This window comes from Nonomuraea aurantiaca (assembly GCF_020215705.1).
Classification (GTDB): Bacteria; Actinomycetota; Actinomycetes; order Streptosporangiales; family Streptosporangiaceae; genus Nonomuraea; species Nonomuraea aurantiaca.
Genome location: NZ_JAIWNB010000028.1, coordinates 48,412 through 61,627 on the forward strand (window position 1 = coordinate 48,412; position 13,216 = coordinate 61,627).

The following is a 13,216-nucleotide window of genomic DNA, read 5'->3' on the forward strand; positions in this document are numbered from 1 at the left end:
CCCTAGTCAGGCCTCCATAATCCCCGATGGGATTTTCAGCTCGACAAGCGGATCGGCATGATCAGGTAACGGTAGTCGGGGACTCCGCCGTCATCCACAGGCTTTCCACCGGTGAGGATGGCGGGCTTGGTCGACGTGGTCATCTGCAGCCGGGCGACGTCCGAGTCGATCGCGCCCAGCCCCTCCAGCAGGAACTGGTGGTTGAAGGCGATGTTCATCTCCTCGCCCTCGTAGTCCACCGGCAGCACCTCGACGGCCTGGGCCTCGTCGCCGCTTCCGGCCTCCAGCACGACCTCGCCGCTCTTGAACGCCAGGCGTACGGGAGTGTTGCGCTCGGCGACCAGGGCCACGCGCTTGACCGCCTCGACGAACGAGCTTGTGGACAGGTCGGCGCGCGCCGAGAACTCCGTCGGCAGCAGCGAGCGGTATTTGGGGAACTCGGGGTCGAGCAGCCGCGTCGTGGTCCGCCGCCCGGCGCTGGAGAAGCCGATCATGCCCTCTCCGGTGCCGCCCGCCGCGCTGAGCGCGATCTCCACCTCGGCGCCGGTCGCGCCGAGCGCCTTGGCCGAGTCGGCCAGCGTCTTGCCGGGGATCATCGCGATCGCCGCGAAGTCGGGCTGGTCGGGCTGCCATTTCAGCTCGCGTACGGCCAGGCGGTAGCGGTCGGTCGCGGCGAGGGTCACGGTGTCGCCCTCGATCTCCATGCGTACGCCGGTGAGCATGGGCAGCGTGTCGTCCCTGCCCGCGGCGACGGCGACCTGGCCGACGGCGGAGGCGAAGACGTCGCTGCCCACCCGGCCGGCGGCCGGCGGCATGGCCGGCAGCGACGGGTAGTCCTCCACCGGCATGGTCAGCAGGGTGAACCGGGCGCTGCCACAAGTGACGACCGCCTTGGCCCCCTCCACGACGAAGTCCACAGGCTGTGCGGGAAGCGCGCGGGTGATCTCGGCGAGCAGCTTGCCGGAGACCAGGACCACGCCGGCCTCACCGGTGTGGAGTTCGAGCGTCACCTCGGCGGAGACCTCGTAGTCGAAGCCCGACAGCTTCAGCTGCTGGTCCTCGGTGACCTCCATCCGCATTCCGGCGAGAACGGGGACCGACGGCCGCGCGGGGAGGCTGCGTGCCGTCCATGCCACCGCCTCTGCGAGGACGTCTCGCTCGATTCGGAACATCACGGTCATCAGCCTCCTGAGTTCGTCGTTGATTCAAGTGTTGCCTCTCCCGCACTCGAGTTCCGGGAGAACCCCTCTATGGGTCTTGAGTTTCTTAGTAAGAGAGATAGGTGGTCTTCACACTAGGGACTGTGGATAGTGTGGACAACCGGCGTTTCCCCTGGTCAGCTTGCGTGGCGTCGCCCACATGCTCGGTGGATTACGCCTGGGGGAAACTTCGGCGCCTGGGGATGAAGTTTCGTTGCCCACAGCTCGTCCCCAGATCATGGTGCGTTCATCCACTGGTCATCCACCGGCTTTCCACAGGTTATCCACGGGCTAAACGGCCTCGTGGGAGACCCTTTTTCGACTGTGCACAGGCCGTCCACAAGTCATCCACCGGATGTCCCCAGGTTGTCCTCAGGATGTCCCCAACTTTATCCCCAGGCATCGCGCAGGATTTTTCAGGCGAAGATGGGGCGTACGGCCGCCGCGATCTGACGTTTCCCCTGATCCACAGTGTTATCCACAGGCTGTGCATGACGGTCAGGATCCGCGCGACGTCTGTTTGATACGCATTGTTAGCTCGTTGACCTGGTTGTACATCGACCTGCGCTCCGCGATGAGCGAGCGGATCTTGCGCTCGGCGTGCATCACGGTCGTGTGATCGCGGCCGCCGAACTGCTGCCCGATCTTCGGCAGCGACAGGTCGGTCAGCTCGCGTACCAGATACATGGCGATCTGCCGGGCGTTGACCAGTGCCCTGCTGCGCGAGCTGCCGCAGAGGTCGTCGATGCTGATGCCGAAGTATTCGGCGGTCTTGGCCATGATCGTGGCGATGGTGATCTCATGGCCGCCGTCGGAGGTGATCAGGTCCTTCAGCACCACCTCGGCCAGCTGGAGGTCGACGCCCTGCCGGTTGAGGCTGGCGAAGGCGGTGACCCTGATCAGGGCGCCCTCCAGCTCGCGGATGTTGGTGGAGATGCGGCTGGCGATGTACTCCAGGACCTCGGGCGGGGCGGCCAGGCCCTCCTGGATGGCCTTCTTCCTGAGGATCGCGATGCGGGTCTCCAGCTCGGGCGGCTGGACATCGGTGATCAGGCCCCACTCGAACCGGTTACGCAGCCGGTCCTCCAGCGTGATCAGCTGCTTCGGCGCCCGGTCGCTGGAGATCACGATCTGCTTGTTGGCGTTGTGGAGGGTGTTGAAGGTGTGGAAGAACTCCTCCTGCGTCTGCTCCTTGCCCTCCAGGAACTGGATGTCGTCCACGAGCAGGATGTCGATCGCCCGGTAGCGGCCGCGGAAGCCGTCGGCCTTGTGGTCGCGGATGCTGTTGATGAAGTCGTTGGTGAACTCCTCCGAGCTCACGTACCTCACCCGCGCGCCGTCGTACAGGCTCTGGGCGTAATGCCCGATCGCGTGCAGGAGGTGGGTCTTCCCCAGGCCCGAGTCGCCATAAATAAAGAGGGGGTTGTACGCCTTTGCCGGGGATTCGGCTACGGCCACCGCGGCCGCGTGGGCGAATCGGTTGCTGGCCCCGATGACGAATGTCTCGAAGGTGTACTTCTGGTTGAGCCGGGCGGGTTCGCTGGGCTTGTTGCTCTTCGCTTCCCAGCGGTTGTGCGTCGGCTCCGGCAGTTTCTCCACAGGCGACTGGCCCTGTTCAAAAGAGAACGTGGGCTGTGGATATTCGGTGGATATCTGGGCCGGGTCCGGCTGTGGAGAATAGAACTGCGGAGGCTCGGAAGCCTGGTAGTGCTGGGCCGATGGGGGCTGTGCATAACGTGGCTGGGGGTCCAGGCCCTGGGGATAATTTTGAGCCACAGGCTGTGGATGAAGGTCCGGCATCTGCTGCTCGGGGGCCGTCGTGTCGATCATCACGGCCAGGCGCATCGCCCGCCCGAGCTCCTGGGAGAGCGCGTGGGCCACGAGGGGGCGCAGCTTCCCCTCGATGAGGTCCTTCAGGAAGTCGTTGGGGACGCCCAGCACGATCGTGTCGTCGGCCTGGGCGATCGGGCGCACCATGGAGAGCCAGGTGCGCTGCTGTATGGGGACGTTCTCGTTGAGGAAGTTGCTCAGGGCCCTCGCCCATACCGTGCCGAGGTCGACATGGTTCATGTGCGGTACCCCTCCTTCCTCTCGCGGCCCCCCGCGATCGATCGTTTACCGCCTGCCCAGTGCGGGCATTGGCCTGTTGCGGCCTGGTTATTGGCGCTTCGCACACGTACGTCACAAGTCGTCGGTGCACCGTCACTGGCTGTCCACCGGGGCGAGTTATCCACATGGAGCTCCCACCCGCAAGCGCGGCCGGCGCCTTGGTCCACAGCGTGGCGGCCGAGCTGGACACCCACACCATCCACAGGCCATCCACAGGTTATGCACAGGCCTTGAGCGGCTCTGGGAGGGCTGACAGTAGCTCTGTGCACAGCTGTGTTCAAGCGTTGTCCACAGCCTAGTGGTACCTGAGTGCACATACTGTGGACGTGGCCGAGGATGTGGAAAACCCGCATGTGGATTAGTGGATAACTCGCTCGCTCGGCCGCCAGTTTGACCTGGGGCATGCTTGCCCCGTAACGTGCCATGGTCGGCTTGTCACGCGACGGCTATTTCGCGTGCCCTCGCTTTCTTGGCAAGCCAGCCATGTGTGTATCAGCGCCCCTGCGGCGCACCTTCAAGCCTGGAGCCCACCCGTGAGCAAGCGTACTTTCCAGCCGAACAACCGTCGCCGCGCGAAGACCCACGGCTTCCGGCTGCGGATGCGCACCCGGGCCGGTCGCGCCATCCTGGCCGCTCGCCGCCGTAAGGGCCGCGAAACGCTGTCGGCCTGATCGACTCGCGTCCGATAGTCCGCCCGCCGGTGAAGTCCGCCGGCGGGCGATAGGCGTATATGGTGCTTTCCCGGCAATCCCGCATGCGACGCGGGGAGGAGTTCGAGGCGGCCGTCAAGCGCGGGAAGCGCGCGGGCCGTCCTACCCTGGTAGTGCATCTAAGCATTTCTGGGGATTCGACGCCTCTGGTTGGTTTCGTGGTGAGCCGAGCTGTGGGTGGCGCCGCCGTCCGTAACAAGGTCAAACGGCGGCTCCGACACCTGATGCGGGACCGTCTCGACCGGCTCCCGCGAGGTAGCCTGCTGGTGGTACGCGCCAATCCACCGGCCGCGTCAGCGCGATACGAGCACCTTGCCGCCGAGCTCGACCTCGCGTTGGATCGTTTGTTCAGGCGGCGCGAGTCCGCGATGGATGGACACAGATGACGGAGCAGCCGCAAGGGATGCCGAGCCTCCCCGCTCGGGCATTGATCATCCCGATCCGGTTCTATCGGGCCTTCATCGGTCCAATGCTCGGTCCACGTTGCCGTTTCTATCCGTCATGCAGTGCCTACGGGCTCGAAGCGATAGCCGTACATGGTGCATTGCGCGGCACATGGCTGACTGTCCGGCGCATCGGGCGGTGCCACCCATTCCATCCCGGAGGTATAGACCCGGTGCCCCCACGCCCGGTTCGGTCCCACGAAACGCAAGGGAGATAGCTCGGTGGAGCTGTCCTGGCTGAGCTGGCTCTATGAAGCCGTAGCCCATGTCATCATCTGGATCCATCAGGGATACAGCACATTCCTCAACCCGGACAGCGGGCTGACATGGGCCCTGACCATCATCACGCTGACCGTGTTCATGCGGGTTCTGATCTTCCCGCTCTTCCTGAAGCAGATGCGCTCGTCGCGCAAGATGCAGGAACTCGCCCCCAAGGTGGCGGAGCTCCGCAAGCGCTACAAGAACGACAAGCAGCGCATGAACCAGGAAGTCATGGCGGTCTACCAGGGAGCGGGCGCCAACCCGCTCGGTGGCTGTCTGCCCGTGGTCGCGCAGTTCCCCATCTTCATCTCGATGTTCACCGTGCTGCGGGCCATGGCCGACGGCCGCCCGGTCTACGGCATGACGCAGCAGCTCGTCGACAGCGCCCGATCAGCGCACATCTTCGGCGCGCCGCTCCCGGCCAGCTTCTGGATGTCGCAGGCCCAGGTCGAGGGGTTCGGGGCCACCGTCGTCACGACGAAGATCGTGCTGGGCGTCTTCGTGGCGATCAGCTCGCTGACCACGTTCCTCACCGTCCGGCAGAGCGTCACCCGCTCCATGGCCCAGATGCCGGACAACCCCATGGCGCAGCAGCAGAAGATCCTGATGTACATCTCTCCGCTGTTCGCCTTCTTCAGCCTCAACTTCCCGCTCGGCCTGATCATGTACTGGGTCACCACGAACCTGTGGACGCTCGGCCAGCAGCACTGGTTCTACAGCCGCCACCCGATGCCGCAGTTCGACGCCAAGGGCAACGTGGTCCCGGTCGAGCCGAAGACCAGCCTGCTCTCGAAGCTCCGCAAGGGCGGCGCCACTCTGGAAGAGGAAGTGCCTTCCGCGCCGCCGGAGCCTAAGATCATTCGGCAGCAGCCCAGTCGTCAGCCCCGCAGCAAGCGCACCGGCAGCAAGAAGTCGTGAACACGAAGGAGAGGCCGGCCATGACCGAGGCCGAGCAGGAGAAGACTCCTGATCTCAACGCGCTCGAGCAGGAAGGCGAGATCGCGGCAGACTACGTCGAGGGTCTCCTGGATATCGCCGACATCGACGGCGACATCGACATGGACGTCGAGGGTGACCGCGCGCTGGTCTCGGTCGTGGGCCTCAAGGGCACCGGCCTCGTCGGGCCCGAGGGGGAGGTTCTGGAGGCGCTCCAGGAGCTGACCCGCCTGGCCGTGCACCGGCAGACGGGGGAGCGGTCCCGGCTGATGCTCGACGTCGCCGGCTACCGCGAGCGGCGCCGCGCCGAGCTCACCAAGCTCGGCACCGAGATCGCCAACGAGGTGAAGGAGAAGGACGAGCCCAAGGCGCTGCACGCCATGACGCCCTTCGAGCGCAAGATCGTCCACGACGCGGTGGCGGCCGCCGGGCTCCGTAGCGAGTCCGAGGGGGAGGAGCCGCACCGCTACGTGGTGGTGCTCCCGGTCTGACCGCACGTACGTACGCTCGCTCGCCGACCGGCCGCCGTCCCGCACTCGGGGGACGGCGGCCGGTTCGCGTGAGGGCACTCTTCATGTACGTACAGCTTGTCCGTTCCGTGGCCAATTGCTGCTTCATTTACTCTTTGGCATTCTTTGTGAAGTTTGGAGCATTATGGCCACCGCCCGGTCTTCCACGACCTCCACCTCGGCACGGAGTGCAGGGAGTGTGGCGCGCGCCCCTCATTCAGGGCGGGCCGCTAGTCTTCCCAAGTGATCGCTCACCTAGCCTTGAGTAGAGACAGAGCATCGCCCATGACCCCCGAGGAAGGGCCACCCACCAGTGACCGACGAGCTGCCGCCTCCGCCCGACGAAGCGCGTGAGCTGCCGCCTCCGCCCGATGTGGCGCGAGAGGTCTTCACCGGCGAGGCGTGGGGCCGCGCACAGGCGTTCGCCGAGCTCCTCGCCGGCCCTGGGGTGGTACGCGGGCTGCTGGGCCCCCGCGAGGTCCCACGGATCTGGGATCGCCATCTACTCAACTGCGCCGTCGTCGCCGAGGCAGTGCCGCCGGAGGTGCGGCTGGTCGACATCGGCTCGGGCGCCGGGTTGCCGGGCCTCGTGCTGGCGATCGTCCGGCAGGACATCACGGTGACCCTGCTGGAGCCGCTACTTCGCCGTACCGTCTTCCTGGAGGAGTGCGTCGAAGCGCTCAAACTGGACAACGTCGAGGTGTTGCGCGGTCGTGCGGAAGAGGTGGCGGGCAAGCGCGAATTCGACGTCGCCAGCGCCCGTGCCGTCGCGCCGCTTGACCGGCTGTTGAAGTGGGCCATGCCACTCCTTCGCGAAGGTGGCGAATTGATCGCCATGAAGGGGGAGCGCGCCGCGGAGGAACTTGCCGAGGCGGAGTCCCAATTGCGGGCCTGCGGGGCGAGGACAGCCGAGCTTGTGACCGTCGGGCGCGGTAAGGTCGAGCCGCCTGCAACATTGGTTCGGGTGGTAGCAGGTCGCGCGCCGGAGCCCGGTAGGCGGCGTCAAAGGAGGTGACGGTCGTGCCAATCGCGTCAAGCGGTCTTGGCTGGCCGGACAGCCCTCTGTCCGAGAGTCCCAGCGGGGTTGGCTGGCCCGAAATGGGCGTGTCGCGACAGCGAATTCCTGGCACCGGCCTGCCACTGGTTGAAAGGATGGCCAACGTGACCCAGACCCCCCTAAACCCCGGTGATTCGCCGTTGGTACGAGAGGCGCTCAGCTCAGTGGTTTCACGTGAAACATCTGCCACCCAGACGGCCGTCGCCAAGGCAGGCGCAGCGCCTGGGGGAGGCGACGGCGACTGGCCCAGGCCGCCCAAGTGCCGAGTGATCGCGGTGGCGAACCAGAAGGGTGGCGTCGGAAAGACCACGACCTCGGTCAACATCGCCGCCGCACTCTCGATGCACGGCCAGCGCGTACTCGTCGTCGACCTCGACCCCCAGGGCAACGCCTCCACGGCCCTGGCCACCGAGCACCGGGGCGATGTACCGGATGTCTATCAGGTGCTCGTTGACGACCTGCCGATGGCCGACATCGTCAAGGAGGTGCCGGACATGCCGGGCCTCTACTGCGCCCCCGCCACCATCGACCTCGCCGGCGCCGAGATCGAACTCGTCTCACTCGTCGCCCGGGAAGCCCGCCTCCGGCGCGCACTGGGAGCATTCGACGCGATCGAGCTCGACTACATCATCATCGACTGCCCGCCGTCGCTCGGCCTCCTGACCGTCAACGCCCTGGTCGCCGCCGAAGAGGTCATGATCCCCATCCAGTGCGAGTACTACGCTCTGGAGGGCCTGGGCCAGCTCCTCCGCAACGTCGACCTCATCAAGGCGCACCTGAACCCCACGCTCAGCCTGTCGACGATCGTCCTGACGATGTACGACGGCCGCACCCGGCTGGCGTCCCAGGTCGCCGACGAGGTCCGCGCCCACTTCGGGGAGACGGTCCTCAGCACGGTCATCCCACGCAGCGTCCGCCTTTCTGAGGCGCCCAGCTATGGGCAGTCGGTGATGACGTACGACCCTGGCTCGAGTGGCGCCATGGCCTACATGGACGCCGCCCGAGAAATCGCCCACCGCGCCATCGCCTGACCTTTTGCCATGTCGCAGAGCTGATCTTGTACAGCCGTAGGTAGGTGTCGTGCGGCTTGAATGCGGCGACCGTCTGTCCTGAGTGCGTTCTCCACGGGCTGTCCACCGATGGCCCCTTTCGCTGGGGCTGGTCGCCGTCTCTTGTGTTCTGTATTCGTACGGCCCATCCGCTGCTGCTCGTTCCCCCCAATTCCCACAGATCAGCCCTTACCGCTCATCTCCCGCAGCCGCATGACCTCACCTCTCGTCTCCCATAGCCGTACGGGACCGCAGCTCCCGTTCGTTTGCCGCCCCATGCTCGCTTGCCATGACGACCCACAAACGGCTTCAGCCCCCGGACGACCCATAGACCTCGCATCCAGCGCCTACGGGGACTGCCTACAGATGCACCCAGCCCGGACCGCGGAGACTGCCGAGGCCGCCGGGACGGATCGAGCCACCGGGACCGCTGGGACCGCTTGGACCCGGGGGCCTGCCAGGATCGCCGGGACCGCCCGGACTATGGCGGACTGCCGGGCTGCCGGTAGGGCCGAGCTCCCTGGACCGCTGGACTCTCCGCCCCGGCCCCCGGCCCCCGGACCGCTGAACTCCGGCCCCGGCCCCTGACTCCCAAGGACCAGCCGGGCTCCCCAAACCCCGCTCGACACCCCCACAGCGCGGGCTGTCCTCATGCCGCTCCTCATGCCGCATACGGCATACGGCAGGCGGCAGGCGGCCGTTGTCCTGCCCAGGGGCACCGCAGGCTGTTCTCATTCCCCTCCACGCCCTCGGGCAGCGTGCTCGTCCTTACCCGCTCCGGGTCACGCGCCACGCGCCGCCCTTATCCCACCGCCCGAGTGCCGCAGCCCCTCCTCTATCGGTTCCACGTCCGGCACACCGCAGGCGCCCCCACCTCAAGCGCACCGCAGGCGCCGTCATGTTCCACTCCCGGACACCGCACGAGCCACGCCCCGTACTAAGGACGCTCACAGCGCGGTATCCAGGGCACACATGACACACGCGGCGAGGGCACACGCGGCGGGACCAGCGGGACGGTACGGGAGCAGCGGGGCCTGAGGGCGCTGCGGGATGAGGTGGCGAACAAACTGGGCAGAACAGGCGGTGCGGAAGAGGCAACCGGGACCGGCAGTGCGAGCCGGGCGATGTGGGACCGGCGGTGCAGCCGCACGGGACGGGACTGGCGGTGCAGCCGCACGGGACGGGACTGGCGGTGCAGCCGGGCGGAAACGGGACTGGCGGTGCTAGACGTGTGTCGCCGGACAGGCGGTGCTGGACAGGCGTAGAACCTGGCCAGGCCGCGCCCCCACAGCCTTGTGGGGGCCTTCCCACGCCAAGTAGGACCTCGGCCACACTCCTGGGATCGTGGGCCGCTCACCATGCCCTCGAAGTCCGCGCACCCCCATAGGGTCGTGATGCGGAGTGTCGACAAGACGGGCGGCGTGCGAGGGAAACGCGGCACCACGCGGCACGCGGCGGTGCCCGACCTGGAACAAACCCCCACACTCTCACTCCAAGATCCGATTCTCTCTGAACAGTTTGTCTTCGCGGTCAAACCCATGGGGTACAGAGCCTGCGGAGTGCATGCCTGGTCGGATGTGTACGCCTGAGGTTGTGGCGGTGTAAATCCGGAGGAACCGCGTGTGGCGAGCGGGCACCCTGTTGCGTTGACGACGGTAACCTCTCCTGGAGTGACCGGAATCGGCCCGGTGGATGAGGAGAAGCAGTGAGTCAGCATCGGCGGGGACTGGGCAAGGGACTCGGGGCGCTCATCCCGACCGGTCCCATCGTTGACGGCACGGGGACAGCTGCCCCCGCGAATGGCGCGGCGGCGGAGACCGCCGGCCCCAAGCCGATTGCCGGAGCGTACTTCAGGGAGGTCGCCCTCAGCGCGATCGTCCCCAACCCACGCCAGCCCCGTGATGTCTTCGACGACGAGCGCCTCCATGAGTTGTCCGCGTCCATCCGCGAGGTCGGCCTGCTGCAACCGATCGTCGTGCGCTCGGTGGGTGGCGGCAAGTACGAGCTGATCATGGGGGAGCGGCGTTGGCGCGCTTGCCAACTGGCTGAGCTCGACCCGATCCCGGCGATCGTCCGCAACACCCAGGACGACGAACTCCTCAGAGACGCTCTGATCGAAAACCTCCAGCGCGAGCAACTCAACGCCTTGGAAGAAGCCGCCGCGTACCAGCAGCTTCTCGACGACTTCCGGGCGACGCACGAACAGCTCGCCCAGAAGGTCGGCCGATCCCGTTCCCACATCACCAACACCCTTCGCCTGCTCAACCTCCCGCCGGAAGTTCAACTCCGCGTCGCCGCCGGCACGGTCAGCGCCGGCCATGCCCGCGCCCTCCTCAGCCTCGACAGCCCGGAAGAGCAGATCCAACTGGCCAAGCGGATCGTCGCCGAACTCCTCTCCGTCAGAGCCGTGGAAGAGATCGTCTCCCTCGGCAGCTCAAAGGCGGCGCCCAAGGCGACCCGCGATCGCCAGCCCAACAAGCCGACCGCACCCGGCCTCGTCCACCTCGCAGACCGCCTCTCGGACCACTTCGAGACGAAGGTCAAAGTTGACCTCGGCCGCCGTAAGGGACGCATCGTGGTGGAGTTCGCGACGATCGATGACCTTGAGCGCATCATCGGAACCATGGCCCCCGAGGCAGCCCGCGCCATGAAGGACGCCGAAGACTGACCCATGTTTCACGTGAAACCATTGGCCGTTTCACGTGAACCCAGTGCTCATGAGCCGCCGCCTCGCCTGGAGAACGACAGCGAGCACCCGAAGGAACTGGCCCACTGAACCCGATCTGAGGCTGTCCGCCGGAGCAGCTCGTGTTTCACGTGAAACACCGCCAGCTCCGGCTCCACCAACCCCCGCCACTCGTACTGGCGAGCCCTTGAGCCTCGAGAGACGACCTTGGCGGGCGCCCCGAGCGAACACCCCGAGCGGGGGTCCCGACGGGCGTCCCGAGCCGAACACCCCGAGCGCGGGTCCGAGCGGGCGCCCTCGGAGGGGGGCGTAGGGGCCAAGGGTGGGGGTGAAAGGCGGGTCGGGGACGATCTGCAGACGACTGTAAGCGAGTCGCGGGCGGCCCGGGGATGACGTCACGCAGAGCGGTGTGGTTTCTCGGCTACTCAGTCAGGTCGTCCGCGGCCCGCCTTTCACCCCACCCTTGTCAGGCGACTTGTAGGCGAGTCGCGGGCGGGTCGGTCCGGTCATCATCCGCGAGTGGCGCATTCCGATGGAACGCTTCGCCGGCGCGATCTGGCAAAGCCAACGCACCACAAGTCGATTCACCGGCGCAAAATGTCGGCGGAACCTGTGCGCGAGCTTTCCTAACCCCAATTACCTGACCTTGCAGGACTTCGGCGGTATGGGCCGAGAGGCGATCCACCCCGTCTCAGGCGCCTGCGCGGTGTAATAAGTCAGGATGTCGCCTCCGGAACCGCCCGGCACATAACTGGCCCGGGCCAGCGTGGCGCCGGTCTCCATGTCCAAGAGCGTGCGCGTGTACGCGGGGAGCGACTTCGATCCCGGAGACCGAGGCTGCTCGCTGTCACGGGTGAACGTGACCGACAACGCCTGCCTGCCCTGCGGATCGGCTGCCGTACCGTACACCTTGGTGTCGGGAAGCTCCGCCAGCAGCCGCAGGATCGCGGCACGAAGTTGCGGGCGGATCGGCATGGACAGAAGATTGCCCGCGAGAGGAAGGAACTCCTCAAACGGCTGCTCGAACCCTCGGCTCTGCCATATGCGGTGATAGTCGTGGAGCTTGGCGAGCAGGCCGTTCCGGTCGGCGGGGATAGAAGCCAGATCGGCGAGTGTGAGGTCCGCGACGGAGTGGTCCCCGACCCGAGCGTCGTCGCCGTCACGCCATTCGCAGCCTTGGGGCTGGTCGGCAATCCGAATCGGTCGGCACCCGTCGACCAGGTTGTCCTTTGGGCAGCGCGGCTTGATCCGGGTCGGCGCTCCCGCCGCACGCCATGCGCGTTCGTCGGTTGCGGAGGCCGGGAGCGCGCTCGGCGCGGAGGTCTGCAGCATGGACCTCTCCGCGGAGTTCAGCGGAGCCGTTCGCTCGAGGCGCTGCCGGGTCAGCAAGTCGTAGCCGCCCGCTGAGATCCGTTCACCAGTGATGATCACCTCCCGCCAGTAGGCGCCTCTTCCTTCAGGCAGGCGCGCCACACGGTCGGCTAGATTGAGCAACTCGTTGTTCCGTGGTTGGACCAGCATCGGAGCAGGCGCAGAAACCAGGTTGGCCACCAGCGTGGCCGCTATGACCATCGCGGCCGTGGCCACGGCCGAGCTCAGCGCCCACACCCACACGCGAGGGCGGGAACGGCCGGTGGCAGGGCGGGGGCTCTCGCCGTCAGCGGCGAGGCGGGCGTGATCGGCAAGGCGGGCGTGAGCGCGAGCGACCACCTCGGGGGAGGGCGGGGGCGCGTCGGGCAGTGCCCGGGCGAGCAGTTCGAGCTCATCCATCGATGTCCTCCTTCAGCGCGCCGAGCGCCGCGCGCAGATGCTTGCGTGCCCTGTTAAGCCGGGACGCGACGGTTCCATAAGGAATGTCCAGGGCGGAAGCGACCTCGGCATGGCTCAGGCCGCCCAACGCGATCAGCAGCACCACGTCGCGATCGCGCTGCTTCAGCGCGGGGTCCTCGTGACCATCCCAGTCACGCGCCGCCGCGCGGCTGAGCGCCTTCCACCGCGTGGTCTCGGTACGGCGGTGCCGCGCGACCAGGTTGGTAGCGATGCCGTACAGCCAGGGCCTGACCTCTCCCACGGCTGGGTCGTATCCGCCGCGCAACGCCGCTAGGAACACCTCGGCGGCTAGGTCGTCAGCGTCGTCCACGGGCAGACGACGGGCGATGTACCGGTGGATCTCGGTGAAGTAGCGGTCGAAGAGATCGGCCGGAACCGCCGGTTGATCTCTCCCGCTACGCGTGTTGTACACGATCACACCTATTTC

At 66.7% G+C, this 13,216-nt stretch carries 12 protein-coding genes; 8 read left to right on the forward strand and 4 right to left on the reverse strand.

Going from position 1 to position 13,216, the window contains the following annotated elements; all coding sequences use genetic code 11:
* Positions 1 to 35: 35 nt before the first annotated feature.
* Together dnaN and dnaA are read right to left on the reverse strand one after the other, a co-directional pair.
* Positions 36 to 1,175: a DNA polymerase III subunit beta gene (dnaN, locus tag LDL49_RS44180; RefSeq protein ID WP_225300985.1), complete on the reverse strand. Its 1,140-nt coding sequence runs from the start codon at positions 1,173 to 1,175 to the stop codon at positions 36 to 38.
* Between the two features lie 522 nt (positions 1,176 to 1,697).
* Positions 1,698 to 3,269, reverse strand: a complete 1,572-nt coding sequence (gene dnaA, locus LDL49_RS44185) for a chromosomal replication initiator protein DnaA (RefSeq protein ID WP_225300916.1) — start codon at positions 3,267 to 3,269, stop codon at positions 1,698 to 1,700.
* Positions 3,270 to 3,841: 572 nt separating this feature from the next.
* On the opposite strand from dnaA, the gene rpmH reads away from it, so the two are divergent.
* The 8 genes from rpmH to LDL49_RS44225 all read left to right on the forward strand — a co-directional run bounded on the left by rpmH (position 3,842) and on the right by LDL49_RS44225 (position 10,941).
* Positions 3,842 to 3,979, forward strand: coding sequence for a 50S ribosomal protein L34 (gene rpmH, locus LDL49_RS44190; RefSeq protein WP_093172456.1), 138 nt, complete (start codon positions 3,842 to 3,844; stop codon positions 3,977 to 3,979).
* A gap of 59 nt (positions 3,980 to 4,038) precedes the next feature.
* A complete protein-coding gene (rnpA, locus tag LDL49_RS44195) occupies positions 4,039 to 4,404 on the forward strand; it encodes a ribonuclease P protein component (RefSeq protein WP_225300917.1) in 366 nt (121 codons plus the stop codon).
* A 17-nt stretch (positions 4,405 to 4,421) separates the two neighbouring features.
* The gene (gene yidD, locus LDL49_RS44200; protein WP_225300986.1) at positions 4,422 to 4,679 is read left to right on the forward strand and encodes a membrane protein insertion efficiency factor YidD; all 258 of its coding nucleotides are present in this window, start codon (positions 4,422 to 4,424) and stop codon (positions 4,677 to 4,679) included.
* A 4-nt stretch (positions 4,680 to 4,683) separates the two neighbouring features.
* Entirely contained in the window at positions 4,684 to 5,640 is a 957-nt protein-coding gene (yidC, locus tag LDL49_RS44205; protein ID WP_225300918.1) for a membrane protein insertase YidC, read from the forward strand.
* Between the two features lie 20 nt (positions 5,641 to 5,660).
* Positions 5,661 to 6,149 (forward strand): Jag family protein, encoded by a 489-nt coding sequence (locus LDL49_RS44210; protein WP_225300919.1) that lies wholly within the window; start codon positions 5,661 to 5,663, stop codon positions 6,147 to 6,149.
* A gap of 373 nt (positions 6,150 to 6,522) precedes the next feature.
* Positions 6,523 to 7,182 carry a 16S rRNA (guanine(527)-N(7))-methyltransferase RsmG gene (rsmG, locus tag LDL49_RS44215; RefSeq protein ID WP_225300987.1) on the forward strand — a complete coding sequence of 220 codons (660 nt, stop codon included), beginning with the start codon at positions 6,523 to 6,525 and terminating at the stop codon, positions 7,180 to 7,182.
* A 137-nt stretch (positions 7,183 to 7,319) separates the two neighbouring features.
* Positions 7,320 to 8,255, forward strand: a complete 936-nt coding sequence (locus LDL49_RS44220; protein WP_225300920.1) for a ParA family protein — start codon at positions 7,320 to 7,322, stop codon at positions 8,253 to 8,255.
* Between the two features lie 1,723 nt (positions 8,256 to 9,978).
* On the forward strand, positions 9,979 to 10,941 hold the full coding sequence (locus LDL49_RS44225; RefSeq protein ID WP_225300921.1) for a ParB/RepB/Spo0J family partition protein: 963 nt from the start codon (positions 9,979 to 9,981) through the stop codon (positions 10,939 to 10,941).
* Between the two features lie 654 nt (positions 10,942 to 11,595).
* On the opposite strand, the gene LDL49_RS44230 is transcribed toward LDL49_RS44225, so the two are convergent.
* Entirely contained in the window at positions 11,596 to 12,729 is a 1,134-nt protein-coding gene (locus tag LDL49_RS44230) for a hypothetical protein (RefSeq protein ID WP_225300922.1), read from the reverse strand.
* On the reverse strand, positions 12,722 to 13,201 hold the full coding sequence (locus tag LDL49_RS44235; RefSeq protein WP_225300923.1) for an RNA polymerase sigma factor: 480 nt from the start codon (positions 13,199 to 13,201) through the stop codon (positions 12,722 to 12,724). The genes LDL49_RS44230 and LDL49_RS44235 overlap by 8 nt, the downstream gene beginning before the upstream one ends.
* Positions 13,202 to 13,216 lie beyond the last annotated feature (15 nt).